This window comes from Mesorhizobium sp. URHB0026 (assembly GCF_054059755.1).
In genome coordinates this window covers 1130704-1147531 of the sequence record NZ_JBSSCN010000001.1, presented here as the reverse complement: position 1 = coordinate 1147531, position 16828 = coordinate 1130704, and the positions used below count along the sequence as shown (strand labels likewise).

At 62.8% G+C, this 16828-nt stretch carries 14 protein-coding genes; 10 read left to right on the top strand and 4 right to left on the bottom strand.

The features are described 5' to 3' along the window. Window positions 1–15: 15 nt before the first annotated feature. Both tilS and ftsH read left to right on the top strand, forming a co-directional pair. On the top strand, window positions 16–1383 hold the full coding sequence (gene tilS / locus ACVWWD_RS05770) for a tRNA lysidine(34) synthetase TilS (RefSeq protein WP_457103615.1): 1368 nt from the start codon (window positions 16–18) through the stop codon (window positions 1381–1383). Window positions 1384–1505: 122 nt separating this feature from the next. Then, complete coding sequence (gene ftsH, locus ACVWWD_RS05765) at window positions 1506–3434, top strand: ATP-dependent zinc metalloprotease FtsH (protein ID WP_023775386.1); 1929 nt, start codon at window positions 1506–1508, stop codon at window positions 3432–3434. Between the two features lie 67 nt (window positions 3435–3501). On the opposite strand, the gene ACVWWD_RS05760 is transcribed toward ftsH, so the two are convergent. Beyond that, on the bottom strand, window positions 3502–3822 hold the full coding sequence (locus ACVWWD_RS05760) for a winged helix-turn-helix transcriptional regulator (protein WP_352553727.1): 321 nt from the start codon (window positions 3820–3822) through the stop codon (window positions 3502–3504). 231 nt (window positions 3823–4053) lie between these two features. On the opposite strand from ACVWWD_RS05760, the gene ACVWWD_RS05755 reads away from it, so the two are divergent. Then, window positions 4054–4818, top strand: coding sequence for an SDR family oxidoreductase (locus ACVWWD_RS05755; RefSeq protein WP_457102951.1), 765 nt, complete (start codon window positions 4054–4056; stop codon window positions 4816–4818). Window positions 4819–4846: 28 nt separating this feature from the next. Continuing rightward, entirely contained in the window at window positions 4847–5716 is an 870-nt protein-coding gene (locus tag ACVWWD_RS05750; protein WP_352553723.1) for an NAD(P)-dependent oxidoreductase, read from the top strand. 69 nt (window positions 5717–5785) lie between these two features. Here ACVWWD_RS05750 and ACVWWD_RS05745 read toward each other — a convergent pair whose 3' ends face one another. Continuing rightward, window positions 5786–6238 carry a hypothetical protein gene (locus ACVWWD_RS05745; protein WP_023784277.1) on the bottom strand — a complete coding sequence of 151 codons (453 nt, stop codon included), beginning with the start codon at window positions 6236–6238 and terminating at the stop codon, window positions 5786–5788. 293 nt (window positions 6239–6531) lie between these two features. After that, window positions 6532–7404, bottom strand: a complete 873-nt coding sequence (locus tag ACVWWD_RS05740; protein WP_457102950.1) for a hypothetical protein — start codon at window positions 7402–7404, stop codon at window positions 6532–6534. A 368-nt stretch (window positions 7405–7772) separates the two neighbouring features. On the opposite strand from ACVWWD_RS05740, the gene glmM reads away from it, so the two are divergent. The 6 genes from glmM to ACVWWD_RS05710 all read left to right on the top strand — a co-directional run bounded on the left by glmM (window position 7773) and on the right by ACVWWD_RS05710 (window position 15830). Continuing rightward, window positions 7773–9128 carry a phosphoglucosamine mutase gene (gene glmM, locus ACVWWD_RS05735; RefSeq protein WP_457102949.1) on the top strand — a complete coding sequence of 452 codons (1356 nt, stop codon included), beginning with the start codon at window positions 7773–7775 and terminating at the stop codon, window positions 9126–9128. A gap of 247 nt (window positions 9129–9375) precedes the next feature. Continuing rightward, window positions 9376–10236, top strand: a complete 861-nt coding sequence (locus tag ACVWWD_RS05730; RefSeq protein WP_023775392.1) for an outer membrane protein — start codon at window positions 9376–9378, stop codon at window positions 10234–10236. Window positions 10237–10444: 208 nt separating this feature from the next. Beyond that, window positions 10445–11221, top strand: a complete 777-nt coding sequence (locus tag ACVWWD_RS05725) for an outer membrane protein (RefSeq protein WP_352552836.1) — start codon at window positions 10445–10447, stop codon at window positions 11219–11221. A gap of 260 nt (window positions 11222–11481) precedes the next feature. Beyond that, entirely contained in the window at window positions 11482–12657 is a 1176-nt protein-coding gene (locus tag ACVWWD_RS05720; RefSeq protein ID WP_352552834.1) for a phosphoserine transaminase, read from the top strand. 63 nt (window positions 12658–12720) lie between these two features. Then, the gene (gene serA / locus ACVWWD_RS05715) at window positions 12721–14322 is read left to right on the top strand and encodes a phosphoglycerate dehydrogenase (protein ID WP_023784281.1); all 1602 of its coding nucleotides are present in this window, start codon (window positions 12721–12723) and stop codon (window positions 14320–14322) included. 1103 nt (window positions 14323–15425) lie between these two features. After that, window positions 15426–15830, top strand: coding sequence for a c-type cytochrome (locus tag ACVWWD_RS05710; RefSeq protein WP_352552832.1), 405 nt, complete (start codon window positions 15426–15428; stop codon window positions 15828–15830). 16 nt (window positions 15831–15846) lie between these two features. Here ACVWWD_RS05710 and ACVWWD_RS05705 read toward each other — a convergent pair whose 3' ends face one another. Further along, window positions 15847–16743 carry a DMT family transporter gene (locus ACVWWD_RS05705; RefSeq protein WP_023775398.1) on the bottom strand — a complete coding sequence of 299 codons (897 nt, stop codon included), beginning with the start codon at window positions 16741–16743 and terminating at the stop codon, window positions 15847–15849. Window positions 16744–16828: the final 85 nt, after the last annotated feature.

Below are 16828 nucleotides of genomic sequence, written 5' to 3'. Positions count from 1 at the left end.
TGGCGACATGGATTGATGCTCGATACCGGGCCTGATCTTTCGACCGGACTCTTTTCGCATATCGATTTTTCCAACGGCGCCGTCGCGGCCGTATCCGGGGGCAGCGATTCGACTGCGCTCCTTCTCCTTCTCAAACAGCATCTCGACAAAACCGCACCGTCCGCGAAGCTGCTCGCGGCCACGATCGACCACGGCTTGCGGCAAGGTTCGGCCGATGAGGCGCGGACCGTGGCGAAGCTTTGCGCGGATCGCGGCATCGCCCACCACATCCTGGCCTGGCCCGGCGCCAAGCCGTCGACCGGCCTGCCGGCGGCGGCGCGCGAGGCGCGCTACCGGCTGCTGGCCAGCGCCGCCCGGGCGGAAGGCATCGGCCTGATCGTGACCGGACATACAGCGGACGACCAGGCCGAGACGGTGCTGATGCGGCGCGATCGCAACGATGCGACCCGCGGCGAGGGACGGGGCCTGGCCGGCATGGCGCCCGCCACCCTGCATGACTGGCGCGACTGGATCGTGCGACCGCTTCTTGGCGTGCGGCGCCATGCGCTACGCGACTTCCTGCGGCGCCAACAAGTCGGCTGGGCCGAGGACCCGACCAATGCCGATAAAGCCTTCGAGCGGCCCCGCATGCGCGCAGCCCTTGCCGGGGAGGCTGGCGCACAACGCATGAACGACGCGCTGGCGTTGGCCGCGCGGCAGGCCGGCGACCGGACGCGGCTTGGCGGTGAGGCAGCCCGTCTGATCGAGCGCTTTGCCAGCCAGCCGGCGGCGGGCCTCATCCGGCTCGATCCGGCCCTGCTCGGCGCCGGCGCCGATCGGGCGGCCGTATACGCACTGCGCGTTCTCCTGGCGACGTCAGGTGGGATTGCCTTCCTTCCGGACCAGGCCCGCGGCGAAGCGTTGTTCGCCCGGCTGAAAGCCGGATTTCTTTGCGCCACATTGTCGCGGACAGTGATCGACTTCCGGCGCGCCGGCATCTTCCTGCGTCGGGAGATGCGCGGCTTGCCGGCTGCGGCGGTAACGATCGACGGCCCCATCTGGGACGGGCGCCGCCAAATCACATTGAACGACGCCGGCGGCGCATTGTTGATCGCGCCATTCGGGGCAATGGCGGCGAAGCGGCTGGCTGTAGGCGGGGGCGAAACCCCGCCAAGCCTGCTGCGTGCGGCCTTGGCGGCGGAACCAGGATGGCCGCAACCCGTCGAGCAGGTGGGTCCGGAGCCTGATAGGCCGACATCGCAAGGGTTCGCGGCCTCGGCGGTCGTTGCTCCCTTTGCCCGTTTCCTGCCGTCCTTCGACCTAGCCCCGGCGCGCGCCGTCGCCGGGTTGATCGGCGCGGCGCCGCTTCCTGCCTTGCCATTGCGTGGCCACAGTGCCGGTTGATGCTAGCCGAAAGCTTAACCCAGACATGCTGTTCTGCTTGGCAAGGGGGTACGCTCTCCCTATGTTAGGCCCAAGTTTCCTCTCATGATGTTGTCCGCTCGCGGACGCCAACGGGACAATTGATGAATCCGAACTATCGCAACCTCGCGCTCTGGGCGATCATAGCGGTCCTGCTCATCGCCCTCTTCAATCTGTTCCAGACGCCGCAGACGCGCGGGGCTTCGAGCGATGTGCCTTATTCGCAGTTCCTGCAGGATGTCGCGGCCGGCCGGGTCAAGACGGTGACCATCGCGGGCGCCCGCATCACCGGCACCTACACCGACAATTCCAGCGGCTTCCAGACCTATTCGCCCGGCGATCCCCAACTGGTCTCGCGGCTGCAGGACAAGAACGTCACCATAAATGCGCGGCCCGAGACCGACGGCTCCAATTCGCTGTTCGGCTATCTAATCTCGTGGCTGCCGATGATCCTCATCCTCGGCGTGTGGATTTTCTTCATGCGCCAGATGCAGTCCGGCTCCGGGCGCGCCATGGGCTTCGGCAAGTCGAAGGCCAAGCTGCTTACCGAGGCGCATGGCCGCGTCACCTTCCAGGACGTCGCCGGCGTCGACGAAGCCAAGGAAGACCTCGAGGAGATCGTCGAATTCCTGCGCGATCCGCAGAAGTTCCAGCGCCTCGGCGGCAAGATTCCGCGCGGCGTGCTGCTGGTCGGCCCTCCCGGCACCGGCAAGACGCTGCTTGCCCGCTCGGTCGCTGGTGAAGCCAACGTGCCGTTCTTCACCATTTCGGGTTCGGATTTCGTCGAGATGTTCGTCGGCGTCGGCGCATCCCGTGTCCGCGACATGTTCGACCAGGCCAAGAAGAATGCGCCCTGCATCATCTTCATCGACGAAATCGACGCCGTCGGCCGCCATCGCGGTGCCGGCCTCGGCGGCGGCAATGACGAGCGCGAGCAGACGCTGAACCAGTTGCTGGTCGAGATGGACGGCTTCGAGTCCAACGAAAGCATCATCCTGATCGCCGCCACCAACCGGCCCGACGTGCTCGATCCGGCGTTGCTGCGTCCAGGCCGTTTCGACCGCCAGGTGGTGGTGCCGAACCCAGACATCGTCGGCCGCGAGAAGATCCTCAAGGTACATGTGCGCAACGTGCCGCTGGCGCCCAATGTCGACCTCAAGGTCGTCGCTCGTGGTACGCCCGGATTCTCCGGCGCAGACCTGATGAACCTGGTCAACGAATCCGCGCTGATGGCGGCGCGGCGCAACAAGCGCCTCGTCACCATGGCCGAGTTCGAGGACGCCAAGGACAAGATCATGATGGGCGCCGAGCGCCGCTCGTCGGCCATGACCCAGGCCGAGAAGGAACTGACCGCCTATCACGAGGCCGGACACGCCATCCTGGCGCTTAACGTGCCGTCGGCCGATCCGCTGCACAAGGCGACCATCATCCCGCGCGGCCGCGCGCTCGGCATGGTCATGCAGTTGCCGGAAGGCGACCGCTACTCCATGAGTTACAAATACATGGTCTCGCGCCTCGCCATCATGATGGGCGGCCGCGTCGCCGAGGAGTTCAAGTTCGGCAAGGAGAACATCACGTCCGGTGCTTCCTCCGACATCGAGCAGGCGACCAAGCTGGCGCGCGCCATGGTCACGCGCTGGGGCTTCTCCGACAAACTCGGCCATGTCGCCTATGGCGACAACCAGGAGGAAGTGTTCCTCGGCCATTCGGTGGCGCGCACGCAGAACATCTCGGAAGAGACCGCGCAGATAATCGACGGCGAAGTGCGCCGCCTGATCGACGAGGCCTATTCGACGGCGAAGTCCGTGCTGACCAAGAAGAAGAAGGAATGGATCGCGCTGGCGCAGGGCCTGCTCGAATACGAGACGCTGTCCGGCGAGGAGATCAAGCAGCTGATCGCGGGCAACAAGCCCTCGCGCGACCTCGGCGACGACACGCCGCCGAGCCGTGGCTCGGCCGTGCCGAAGTCCGGCGGCCGCCGCAAGAAGGGTCCCGAGCCCGAAGGCGGCATGGAGCCACAGCCGTCAAGCTGAGCTGAGATCACCGGGTTCAAGAAAACGCCGCGGCTGCAACCCGCGGCGTTTTGCTGTTCGGCGCTGATTACAACGCGTGGGGCGCCGGCGCGTCGGCCTTGCCGGGCCGCTGCCGGTCCGTTCGCCCGGCGTGTTGCATGCCCCATCTGGCAAGTGGGATCAGCGCATTGTCCAGTTCGATACCAAAGTCGGTGATCGAATATTCGACCCTGGGCGGCGCTTCGGGGAAGACCTGGCGATGGACGATGCCGTCCGCCTCCATTTCGCGCAGCTGCTGGATCAGCATTTTTTCGCTGATGTCGGGCACCAGCCGCTTCAGTTCCCCGAATCGCGCCGGTGCCTTGTGAATCTGCCAGAGCAGCAACGCTTTCCATTTGCCGCCGATCACCTCCAATGCCGGCCCCAGTCCGCAACTATCTGGCTGTTTCTTTCCCATGTTTCATCCAATTCTGAGCAATCGGTGGGTGGCTTACATTTTTGTCGGTACTTGAGAAAAAACAAGTCGGTCCATAGCTTCGGACCAGATCGCCAACACCGGCGAGCACCACAACACAATATCAGTACCCCGCTTCGGCCTGCAAAGGCCGTTGATGGCGGGACTTTGTCAAAAGGATGCATCATGACGCGATACGCAAACAGGAAAGCCGTGGTCGTCGGCGGAACGCACGGCATCGGGCTCGCTGTCGCCGAAGCGCTGGTCGAGGGCGGCGCCGAGGTGCTGGTCACCGGCCGTGACGAACGCAACATCGATGCCGCACGGGACAGGCTGTTTTCGCGCGCCCATGTGGTGCGGTCCGACATCGGCGACATGGCCGCTATCGTTACACTCGGCGCCGAGGTCGGGCAGAAGCTCGGGCATATCGATTTCCTGCACATCAATGCTGGGGTCGCCAATCTGGAGCCGGTGCCGCAGGTGACCGAGGACAGCTACGACCGCATCTTCAACATCAATATTAAAGGCGCCTTCTTCACCGTCCAGCGGCTTTTGCCCCTGATCAGGGATGGCGGCGCCATCGTCTTCACCTCGTCAGTCGCCGACGAATCCGGCACCAGTGGCATGAGCGTCTATTCCGGATCGAAGGCAGCCCTCCGTGCTTTCGCCAAGGTGCTGGCCGCCGAGCTTCTGCCGCGCCGCATCCGCGTGAATGTGGTCAGCCCCGGCTTCATCGACACGCCGACCATGGGTGTGGCCGGTGCGTCCGAGGAAGAACGCGCAGCCTTCATGAGGATAGGTGATGCGGTCACGCCGATGAAGCGTCACGGCACGGTTGAGGAGGTGGCGCGGGCGGTGCTGTTCCTGGCTTTCGACGCGACCTTCACCACGGGTGCGCGGCTGACCGTCGATGGCGGCCTTGGGCAGGATCTGAGCCTGATGCCGGCGTGACCGGCAAAGCGAACAAAGGAGAAGCAGAATGAGTGATATCGCTGTAATCGGGCTCGGCGCCATGGGCACGGCGCTCGCCGAAGCCTTACTGGACAAGGGACACGCGGTGACGGTGTGGAACCGTTCAGCGGCAAAGTCGGAGTTCGTCGTGGCCAAGGGCGCCATTGTGGCCAGGAATGTCGAGGAGGCCGTCAGGTCGAGCCCGCTGGTCGTGGTATGCCTTCTTGTCTATGACACTGTCCATGAGGTGCTCGGTCCCGCGGGGAACGCGCTCTCGGGCCGCACATTGGTCAATCTCACCAACGGTACACCCGAACAGGCGCGGGCGATGTCCGCCTGGGCCGCCCGATGCGGTGCCGACTATATCGACGGCGGCATCATGGCGGTACCGCCGATGATCGGCGGGCAGCATGCCTTGATACTCTATAGCGGGTCCAGGCAAGCATTCGACGCCCATGCAGGACGGCTCGATGCGCTCGGCACCAGCAAGTATCTTGGCGAGGATGCCGGTCTCGCGCCGCTCTACGACATCTCGCTCCTGGCCGGCATGTACGGGTTGTTCGCCGGTGTCCTGCAGGCATTGGCTTTGACGGGCAAGGCTGGGATTCCTGCCGGCGAATTCATGCCGCTGCTGACATCGTGGCTTAAGGCGATGCAAGGCGCGTTGCCGATATGGGCGCAACAGGTCGACAGCGGCGACCACACCAGCAACGTCGTTTCCAACCTGGGCATGCAGGCAGATGCCTATGTCAATCTGGTCGATGCCAGCCGGGCGGCTGATGTCAGCATCGAACTCGTCTTGCCGATGCAAAACCTTATGCGACGCGGTGTGGCGGCTGGCATGGCCAATGCCGATCTTTCAAGCTTGGTCGGGCTCCTCTCCAAACAAGACACTTGAGCTGGCCATTGCCCAGCAAAAAGCCCGCGAGCCTTGCGGCTTGCGGGCATTGTTTTCAGATGCAGACGATCAGCCCTTCAGCTTGGCATTGCAGAGGCTGTAATAACCGCCGCCCTTCTGGATCCAGCGAAGGCCGTTCAACGTACCTGCCTCCTTGTTGCCATGGTAACCCTGCAGGCATGTCTTCATCCGTGCCTTCGCGGGCTTTTCGGTCTCGAACTCGGCGGCGAGGGTGGTCGGGAACGTTACGCCCGCGGGCGCTACAGTGGGGACAAGTGCCGCGCTGGTTTCCTTGTTCGGCTGTGGCGCGGTTTCGACCGTATCCGCGCTGACACTCTCCGCAGTGGTCGTCGCGCATTTCTCCTTGCGGAAAGCGGCCCAGTCCATGCCATTCAGAGTGCCGCTCTCCTTGGCTGTCCGATACGTCTCGCCACATTCCTTCATCGTCAGTGCGCTTGCAGGGGCGACGCCCCAAGTAACCGATGCCGTCACAGCCAATACCGCCAATTTCAAACTGGGCATAAGATTCTCCTGGTTGATGACAAGGTAGATGCTTTTTGTATACTGTTTGTTCCCTTTATGTTCAATCAGAATTTTTGTGAGTTACCGACAGCCTTGCGGAGGGCAGTGGGAGCGAATTGATGATGCACAGCTCCCGCGATATGCGGACGCGAGCAAGACCCGGGCGTCTTCGCGCAACAAAAGGCCCGCGAAGCAGATGCATCGCGGGCCTTGCCTGTCTTGCCAGATTTTCCGTCTAATTCAATTCGATCTCAACCGTCATGCTCCATGGATCCGGGGGAATGCCACGTGGCTCAGCCCTTCAGCTTGGCATTGCAGAGGCTGTAAAAGCCGCCGCCCTTCTGGATCCACTTCAGGCCGCCGAGCGCGTTGGCGTCCTTAAGGACATAGTACTGGTCAAGGCAGGTATGCATGCGGCCTTTTCCGGGGGTCTCGCTGGCATATTTCGCCGAGATCGCGGACGGGAAGGTGACACCCTTGGGGGCAACCGTCGTCGGCTTTGCGGGTTCCTTGGTGTAGCTCGCCTCGCTTGGAGCGGGCACGCTGTCGTCATCCGAGGCACTAGCGCCGCACTCGCTCTTGCGGAAGTCGTTCCACTTCATGCCCTTCAGCGTGTTCGCCGTCTTGGCAGCCTGATACTTGGTGCTGCATTCGGCCATGCTCAGGCCCTTGCCAGAAGCAGCGGCAGGCGCGGTCGTGGTCGCAGCCTTGGTGGTCGCCGGTTTGGTGATGTCGGCGGATGCGCCAGCGGCGCATTCGGCCTTGCGGAAGTCGTTCCACTTCATGCCGTTCAATGTGCCGGCGGCCTTGGCCGCCTGGTACTTGGTGCTGCATTCCTTGGCGGTCAGGCCCTTGGCCGTGCTGTCGGTGGCCGCCGCGGCGGCCTTGGTGGTCTTGGCCGGCTTGGTTTCGGCCGGCTTGGTTTCGGCAGCCTTGGTCGTGGCAGCCTTGGTCGTGGCCGCCTTGGTGTCGGTGGTGGCAGCGGCGTCAGTGCCGCACTGTGCCTTGCGGAACTGGTTCCAGGTCGCGCCGGCGAGTGTCCCCGCGTCCTTGGCGGCATTATACTTCGTGCTGCACTCGGCCATCGTCAGCGCGTTGGCTGGCGCGGCCAGGAACAACGTCGCGACCGCAAGGCCGGTCAGAGTAGCAATTCGGTGGATGAGCATAGCGTTTCTCCGTGGCTGCAGCCCATTATACGTCCCAGCGAATCAATACCGCTCAACGGTCGGTTGCGCCAGATGCCAGGCGGCTTATATATCGCCGAAAATCGCTTTCTGACGACAAGGTGATGAAATCATTCGGCCTGACTGCCGCCGAGGCAAGAATTCTCGGGGTGCATCCGCGCCGAATGGCTCGCAAAACTGGTATATGTGACGCTACAGCGTCTCCGTGCTAGGCTGCGGCCATGTTGTGTGCACCGCACAACAATGATTTTCTAAGGATTGGTAACATATAATCACACAATGTGATCGGGGCACGACGGCCAATTGTGGCATGACGTGCCGGCTAAGGACAACCAAGGAAACTGACTGGCATGGCAGGGAATTACTTCGGCACGGACGGCATTCGCGGGCGCGCCAACAAGTTTCCGATGACCGCGGAAATCGCCATGCGGGTCGGCATGGCCGCCGGCCTTTCGTTCCAGCGCGGCAGCCATCGCCATCGTGTCGTGCTCGGCAAGGACACCAGGCTGTCCGGCTATATGATTGAAAACGCGATGGTGGCCGGCCTTTGCGCCGCCGGCATGGACGTGTTTCTGCTCGGCCCGATCCCGACCCCGGCGGTTGCCATGCTGGTGCGCTCGCTGCGCGCCGACATTGGCGTCATGATCTCGGCCTCCCACAATCCCTACTACGACAACGGCATCAAGCTTTTCGGCCCAGACGGCTACAAGCTGTCCGACGAGATCGAAGAGCGCATCGAGAGCATGCTCGACAAGGATATCGAACTGGCGCTCGCCGATTCCGACGGGCTTGGCCGCGCCAAGCGCGTCGACGGCGTGCATGACCGTTACATTGAATTCGCCAAGCGCACCTTGCCGCGCTCGATGTCGCTTTCGGGTCTACGGATCGTCGTCGACTGTGCCAATGGCGCGGCCTACAAGGTGGCGCCCGAGGCGCTGTGGGAACTGGGCGCCGAAGTCGTGGCCATCAATGTCGAGCCCAATGGCTTCAACATCAACAAGGAATGCGGCTCGACCCATCCAGCCGATCTGCAGAAAAAGGTGCACGAAGTGCGCGCCGACATCGGCATGGCGCTTGATGGTGATGCAGACCGGGTCGTCATCGTCGACGAGAACGGCGCCATCGTAGACGGCGACCAGATCATGGCGCTGATTGCCGAGTCCTGGCACCAGAGCGGGCGGCTGGCTGGCGGTGGCGTCGTTTCGACGGTCATGTCCAATCTCGGCCTCGAGCGCTTTCTCGGCGACATGAAGCTGCAATTGCACCGCACCAAGGTCGGCGACCGCTATGTCGTGGAGCATATGCGCGCGCATGGGCTCAATGTCGGCGGTGAGCAGTCGGGCCACATCGTGCTGTCCGACTTCTCGACCACGGGCGACGGGTTGGTCTCGGCATTGCAGGTGCTGGCCTGCATCAAGCGGCAAGGCCGCCCTGTCAGCGAACTGTCGAAGAAGTTCGAGCCGGTCCCGCAACTGCTGAAGAACGTTCGCATCGCCGGCGGAAAACCGTTGGAGGAAGCCCCGGTCAAGGCCGCGATCGAGGACGCCCGCCATCGTCTCGGCAAGGCCGGGCGGCTGGTCATCCGTCCATCCGGCACCGAGCCGCTGATCCGTGTGATGGCCGAGGGCGACGATCCGCAACTGGTCGAGGCCGTCGTCAACGACGTCGTCGGAGTCATCTCGGAAACCCGCAGCAGCGCTGCCTGATCCCCGCCCGCCCGGAAGGCGTCACGCCGCCGCCTTCATTGCATCCAAGCCTCCCTCCGGCGGGGTTTTGTTGGTGGAGGGTCGGTCTCCCTCTGTCGAAATCTTCGCCGGATCTCTGGGATTTTAGAGATTCGTGGTTAATCGACAGGGTTAAACGCCTTTTAACTTTTGCAATTCATTATCCACGCCTGAAAGCCAATCTTATTCGGACACGATCGCCGTTCCGAGGTTTCTAGGGGTGACAAGCATGTTCAATACAGCAAGAAAGGCCCTGTTCGCGCTGCTGTTCGCGGGCTTGGCCTGGCCGGTGCTCGCAGCTGACCTGCCCGAGCCGCAGGTCGAAGAAGCGCCGCCGCCGGTCTATGAGCAACCGGTCGATGTCGGCGGCTGGTATATCCGTGGCGATATCGACTATCACAAGTCGAAGGTGGGTGACATCGACTACATCACCTATGGCGCCGCGCCTTGCCCGTGCGGGCCTCCAGTCGGGGTCGCCGGCAGCAAGTCCTTCGACTATGGCAAGCTCAAGGGCGGTTTCTCGCTAGGCGCCGGCGTCGGCTACAAGATCAACGAACACTTCCGCACCGACCTGACCGCCGACTACTGGTTCAAGTCGAACTTCAATGGTGGCACCTCGGACCTCACTACGGTCTCGGTCGAGTCGTCGAAGATGAGCGCCTTGCTGCTTCTGGCAAATGCCTATGTCGATATCGGAACCTGGCACGGTATCACGCCCTATGTCGGCGCCGGTATCGGCGGAGCGCGCGTCAAGTGGGATACTGTCTACGACCCGACCCCGGGCGCAACCGAGTCCAACCCCGGAACATCCAGCTGGCGCTTCGCGTACGCGGTAATGGCCGGCGCCTCCTACTGCTTGACCGACAAAGTCATCCTCGATGCTGGCTACCGTTTCTCCCATATTCAGGGCGGTCGCATGTTCGAGTATGGTCCAGCCGGCGCCACGCCGGGCGCCGGGCCGGGCTTCGATCACGGCTTCAACACCCATGAGGTGCGCGGCGGTCTGCGTTACCAGTTCGGCGGCAACAACGGTTGCGCCGCGCCGGTGGTGGCCTATCAGCCGGAGCCCGAGCCGATCTACACCAAGTAATCGCTTCGAAGTTTCCAGGAATTCGTCGACCGCCCGGCATCAGCCGGGCGGTTTTCGTTTGAGGTGACCCGAGGCCGGCCCGTTCGAAATCAATTCAATAACCCTCTGTTAGCCTTAACCGGCACTTAACCACTATGGTTAACAATGGCTCATGAAACGTTGGCCGCCGTTGCTTGTTGGACGGCGCTGAATTCGGGAGCCGGGGACCATGATATCAATATCGCGTATGGCGCTGGCGATTGCCGCACTGCTGTTGCCGCTGACGTCTGCAATCGCCGCCGACTACGATCCGCCGATCTATGTCGACCAGGCGCCGGATTATGTGCCGGTCGAGGTCGGCTCCGGATGGTATCTGCGCGGTGCCGTCTCCTATCTGGTGCAGAAGAGTTTCAAGAATGGGGATTTCACCTTCCCGTCGGCGATCAACAACGAAAACTTTAGCGAGAGCGAGGATGCAATTTTTGCGAGCGTCGGCTTCGGATATCATTTCAACGATTACCTCCGCGCCGATCTCAACTTCGGCTATTTGCCGGGTAACAAGGCAAGCTTCGGCTATGACGATACTGCTACCGCACCGGCTGGAACGTCGATCATGGGATCGGGAAACCTGAAGAACTATGCGTTCTCAGGCATACTCAATGGCTATGTTGACCTTGGCACCTATGTTGGAATCACACCGTATGTCGGTGCGGGTGTCGGCGTCGTCGTGAGCAAACGCAGCCTCTCCGCCAGCTATGCCGAAGAGGCCACCCCCGCCAACGATTTCACGCTTGATGACAGCAAGACGCAGTATTCCCTCGCCTATACGTTGAATGCCGGTCTTGCGTATCAAGTGTCCAAGAATGTTTCCGTCGATCTCGGCTATCAGTATTTTTCCGCGCCTAGCGTCGAATACGCGACCGCCGCGAGCCTGACTTCCTTTCCGGTCAAGAAAGGGATCAGCAATCACCAGATCAAGCTCGGGCTGCGCTACGATCTCTGGTAGACTTGGGCAGATCGGGACTTTGACGGCGGATCTCTCGGGGTCCGCCGTTTGCATTTGAAGTCACGCGATCCTGATCGCGGCGCATTCCTGTTTGATGCCTGCCGTAGCCCCAAAACCGCCGCGTACTTTTAGGGCGTCATGCATCGGTATCCCGCCAGCGACAAAAACTTTCCTCTTGACGCCCGATGCCTGAACGCATATCGCCGTCCGTGGGCCACCCCTCCCCAACGAGGGGCCACTATCTGGAAGGATAGACCACGATGACGACGCTTACGAAGCCCGGACTCCGTCCGGCAAACCCCAATTTCTCCTCTGGTCCCTGCGCGAAACGTCCCGGCTGGTCGGTCGAGGCGCTGAAAGCTGCCGCACTCGGCCGTTCCCACCGCGCCAAGATCGGCAAGACCAAGCTCGAGCAGGCGATCGCGTTGACGCGCGAGATACTCAAGGTCCCGACCGACTACCGGATCGGCATCGTGCCGGCCTCCGACACCGGTGCCGTCGAGATGGCGCTGTGGTCGCTGCTCGGCGAGCGCGGCGTCGACATGGTCGCCTGGGAGAGCTTCGGCTCCGGCTGGGTCACCGACGTGGTCAAGCAGCTGAAACTCGCCGATGTCAGAAAGATCGAGGCCGGTTATGGCGCGCTGCCTGACCTGACCAAGATCGATTTCGACCGCGACGTGGTCTTCACCTGGAACGGCACGACGTCGGGCGTGCGCGTGCCGGACGGTGACTTCATCCCCGCCGATCGCAAGGGCCTGACCATTTGCGACGCTACTTCCGCGGCCTTCGCGCAAAAGCTCGATTTCGAAAAGCTCGATGTCGTCACCTTCTCCTGGCAGAAGGTGCTGGGCGGCGAGGGTGCGCATGGCATGCTGATCCTGTCGCCGCGTGCCGTAGCGCGGCTGGAGAGCTACAAGCCTTCATGGCCGCTGCCGAAAATCTTCCGCCTGACCTCGGGCGGCAAGCTGATCGAGGGCATTTTCAAGGGCGAAACCATCAACACGCCGTCGATGCTTTGCGTCGAGGACTACCTCGACGCGTTGAACTGGGCGAAGTCGGTCGGCGGCCTCGAAGCGCTGATTGCCAGGGCGGACGCCAATGCCGCCGTGCTCGACCGGTTCGTGGAAAGATCGTCCTGGCTCGGCCATCTTGCGGTGACGCCGGCGACACGCTCGAACACGTCGGTCTGTTTGTCCTTCACCGACCCGGATATCGCGGCGCTCGACGCTGATGGACAGGCGGCCTTTGCCAAGGGCCTCGTCTCGACGCTCGACAAGGAAGGCGTCGCCTACGACATCGGTTCTTATCGCGATGCCCCGCCGGGATTACGCATCTGGTGCGGCGCAACCGTCGAGACCTCCGATCTCGAAGCGCTGCTGCCTTGGCTCGACTGGGCCTTTGTCAGCCAGAAGGCGTCGCTCAAAGCGGCCGCCTGAGAGTTTCCGTTGCGGCCCGAGGGCCGTCCGTTCCCGGATCAATCCATTTTCAAGGAGGCCGCCATGGCGCCCCGCGTTCTCGTCTCTGACAAACTCTCTCCAACCGCCGTGCAGATATTCAAGGATCGCGGCGTCGAGGTCGACTATCTGCCCGACCTCGGCAAGGACAAGGAAAAGCTGCTCGAAGTGATCGGCAAGTATGACGGCCTCGCCATCCGTTCGGCGACCAAGGTCACCGAGAAGCTGATCAACGCGGCCACCAATCTCAAGGTCGTCGGTCGCGCCGGCATCGGCGTCGACAATGTCGATATTCCGGCGGCAAGCCGCAAGGGTATCATCGTGATGAACACGCCCTTCGGCAATTCGATCACGACGGCCGAACACGCCGTGGCGATGATCTTCGCGCTCGCCCGCCAGATCCCGGAAGCCAACGCTTCGACCCATGCCGGCAAATGGGAGAAGAACCGCTTCATGGGCGTCGAGATCACCGGCAAGACGCTGGGCGTCATCGGCTGCGGCAATATCGGTTCGATCGTCGCCACACGCGGCGTCGGGCTGAAGATGCACGTCGTCGCCTTCGACCCATTCCTGTCGGACAAGCGCGCCGAGGAGCTCGGCGTCGACAAGGTGGAACTGGACGAACTCTTCGCCCGCGCCGACTTCATCACGCTGCACACGCCCTTGACCGACAAGACCCGCAACATCATCGATGCGGCTGCGATCGCCAAGATGAAGAACGGCGTGCGCATCATCAACTGCGCGCGGGGCGGGCTGGTGGTCGAGGCCGACCTGGTCGCGGCGCTGAAGAGCGGCAAGGTGGCAGGCGCCGGCATCGACGTGTTCGAGGTCGAACCGGCGGAGCAGAATGTGCTGTTCGGTATGGAGAACGTGGTGGCGACACCACACCTTGGCGCCTCGACGGCGGAAGCGCAGGAGAATGTCGCGCTGCAGGTCGCCGAGCAGATGGCCGACTACCTGATCAAGGGCGCGGTCTCCAACGCCATCAACATGCCCTCGATCACGGCGGAAGAGGCGCCGCGGCTGAAGCCGTTCGTCAAGCTCGCCGAAGTGCTGGGCGCCTTTGTCGGCCAGGTCACCGAGGATCCGATCAGCGAGGTGGAGATCCTGTTCGACGGCTCGACCGCGACGATGAACACGCGCGCTTTGATCAGTGCCGCCCTGGCGGGATTGATCCGGCCGCAGGTCGCCGACGTCAACATGGTGTCGGCGCCGATCATGGTGAAGGAACGCGGCATCATCGTCGCCGAGGTCAAACGCGATAAATCGGGCGTCTTCGACGGCTATATCAAGCTCACGGTCAAGACCGAACATATGACTCGCTCGATCGCCGGTACCTGCTTTTCGGACGGCAAGCCGCGCTTCATCCAGATCAAGGGCATCAATCTCGACGCCGAGGTCGGCCAGCACATGCTGTATACGACCAATGCCGATGCGCCCGGCATTATCGGCCTGCTCGGTACTGTCTGCGGCGAGAACGGCGTCAACATCGCCAACTTCCAGCTCGGCCGCAACCGGCCGGGCGGCGACGCTATCGCACTGCTCTATCTCGACGCCCCGTTTCCGGAGAAGGTGCTGGAGCAGGTGCGCGACCATAAGTCGATCGATTCTGCAAAGCGGCTGCGGTTCGACGTGGGCGGGATCTAGCTCCCCACACCCTCTGAGGTGACAAGCCATACATCAGACGCCCCGTTTGCCGGCATGCATGCGGGGCGTTCCACGACCGCTGGAGCCGCCCGACGGTTTGCGTCGTCGCGGGCGCCGCCGCAGGCGTCGCGCCAACGGCGCCCTTGCGTCAAGCTGCCGGAAGATGTCCTTTTTAGCCATCAGTACATTAGAGTAGACAGATAAGCATAAGGACTGGCCCAATCTAACGATTTTGTGATCTGCTTGACGATCCCGGTTTCTTTCCGCACGCTGCAGTCAATTGATGGATATGATCTGACTTAACTGGTCATGATTTTGCGCGCAACATCCGGCGCGCCTCTGTTGCTGTCGTGGTACCTTCGATGGATCATCGCAGTACTGTCCGACCGAGCCGGTGCCTTTTTCTGTCGGCGATTGCGCGGGCTGTCATACCAGGCCGGGCGGCAAGCCGCTGGCCGGTGGCCTGCCGCTCCCGCCTTTCGGCGCTGGTGCCGCCCAACATCACGCCCGACCACGAGACGGGCGTCGGCAATTGGTCCGAGGCCGATTTCCGCAACATGATGAAGACCGGCGTCGGCCACAATGGCGTGCGGCTCTATCCCGCCATGCCTTACCCCGCCTATACCAGGGATGAACGAGCAGGATATTTCCGACCTGTGGGCCTACATGACCACGATCGACCCGGTCTCGAACAAGGTCGAAGCCAACCAGCTGCCGTTCCCGCTCAACATCCGGCTGGCAATGTGGGGCTGGAACCTACTCAACTTCAGCGAGGCAAGCTTCCAGGCCGACCCCTCCAAATCGGCGGAATGGAACCGCGGCGCCTATATCGTCCGGGGCGCCGGGCACTGCGTCACCTGCCACACGCCCAAATCGTTCCTTGGAGCGGACCAAGACAGCGGCTTCCTGCAAGGCGCCTCGCTGCAAGGCTGGTTCGCCCCCGACATCACCAACAATGCTCAGTCTGGCCTAGGCAAATGGTCGCAAGAGGATGTGGTCGCCTACCTCAAGACCGGCGTCAACGCGCATTCGATCGCATCCGGTCCGATGGCCGAGGCGATCGAGAACTCGACCTCCAAAATGACGGATCCGACCTCAAGGCCGTGGCCGTCTATCTCAAGAGCCTGGGCCCGGACACCGGCAATGCGCAGGCGCCCAAGCCCGACGAGGCGCGGATGGTGGCGGGCGCGGCGATCTATCATGACAATTGCTCGGCCTGCCATGGCGGCGATGGCGCCGGGGCCGGAGCGCTTTTCCCAGCGCTTGTCGGCAACTCGATTGTCGCGCAGGGCAATCCCGAGACCCTGGCTCGCGTCGTTCTCGCCGGAAGCCAGGCGGTGCGCACGGCCGGCGCGCCGACGACGCCTTCGATGCCCTCGGTGGCATGGCGGCTGAAGGACCAGGAAATCGCCGACGTGCTGACCTATGTGCGCGGCAGCTGGGGCAATTCCGCTCCGGCGGTCTCGTCGGACGATATCGCGGCGGTGCGCAAGGAACTGGTGCGGTAATAATCCCGGCGCGACGTCAGAAGCCAGACGCCATCTTGCGCCCGCTGTACTCGGCGAGCCCGATGCCGCCCAGAACGAGGACCAGCGCCAGCGCCTGATAGAGCTGGAACGTCTCGCCGACGATCAGCACCGAAAGCAGCGTGCCGAAGATCGGCACCAGATTGATGAACAAGCCGGCCCGGTTGGCGCCGATCAGTTCGTTGCCCCTGATATAGGTTATCTGCGAGATAACCGAAGCGCCGATCGCCGTGTAGACGATGACCGCCCAGCCGCGGGCGTCGGGCACGATCACCTTGCCGGCGGCGGCTTCCCACAGGAAGAAGGGCAGTGAGGTGATGAGCGCGGCGAACGACATGGCCAGCATCAGGCTTTGCCAGCGCATCGCCGGCTTCAGCCGCAACCCGACCGAATAGCTGCTGTAGAGAACGACCGCGACCAGCATGATGGCGTCGCCGAAATTGAGCTCCAGCGTCAGCAGCCGGCGCGGATCGCCATGGCAGGCGGTCAGGATGACGCCGAAGACGGTCAGCACCACGCCGGCTATCTGCGCCCAGTTCACGCGCAGGCGGAAGAAAACGAAATTGGCTGTCATGATCAGGATCGGCATCGCCGCCTGTTCGATCGAGACATTGATCGCCGTGGTGTAGTTGAGGGCGGTGTAGAAGATGGTGTTGAACAGGGTGAAGCCGCTGGCGCCAAGCGCTGCCAGCACGAGCCAGTGCCGGCGCACGACGGGCCAATCCTCCTGGATCGTGCGCCAGCCGATCGGCAGCAGGATCGCGACGGCCAGCATCCAGCGCAGGAAGACCAGCGTCATAGGCGAGACGTGGCCGACCGCCAGCTTGCCGGCCACCGAATTGCCGCCCCACAGCAAGGTGGTGAGCAGCAGGAACATGTAGGCGTTTCGATGCATCGCGGGCTTCCGGCCGCGGGATGGGCCGCGGTGTTTGCCGGCCTATTGCCCCGGCCAGCCCAAGTAAATGATGTCAAAGCCGAAA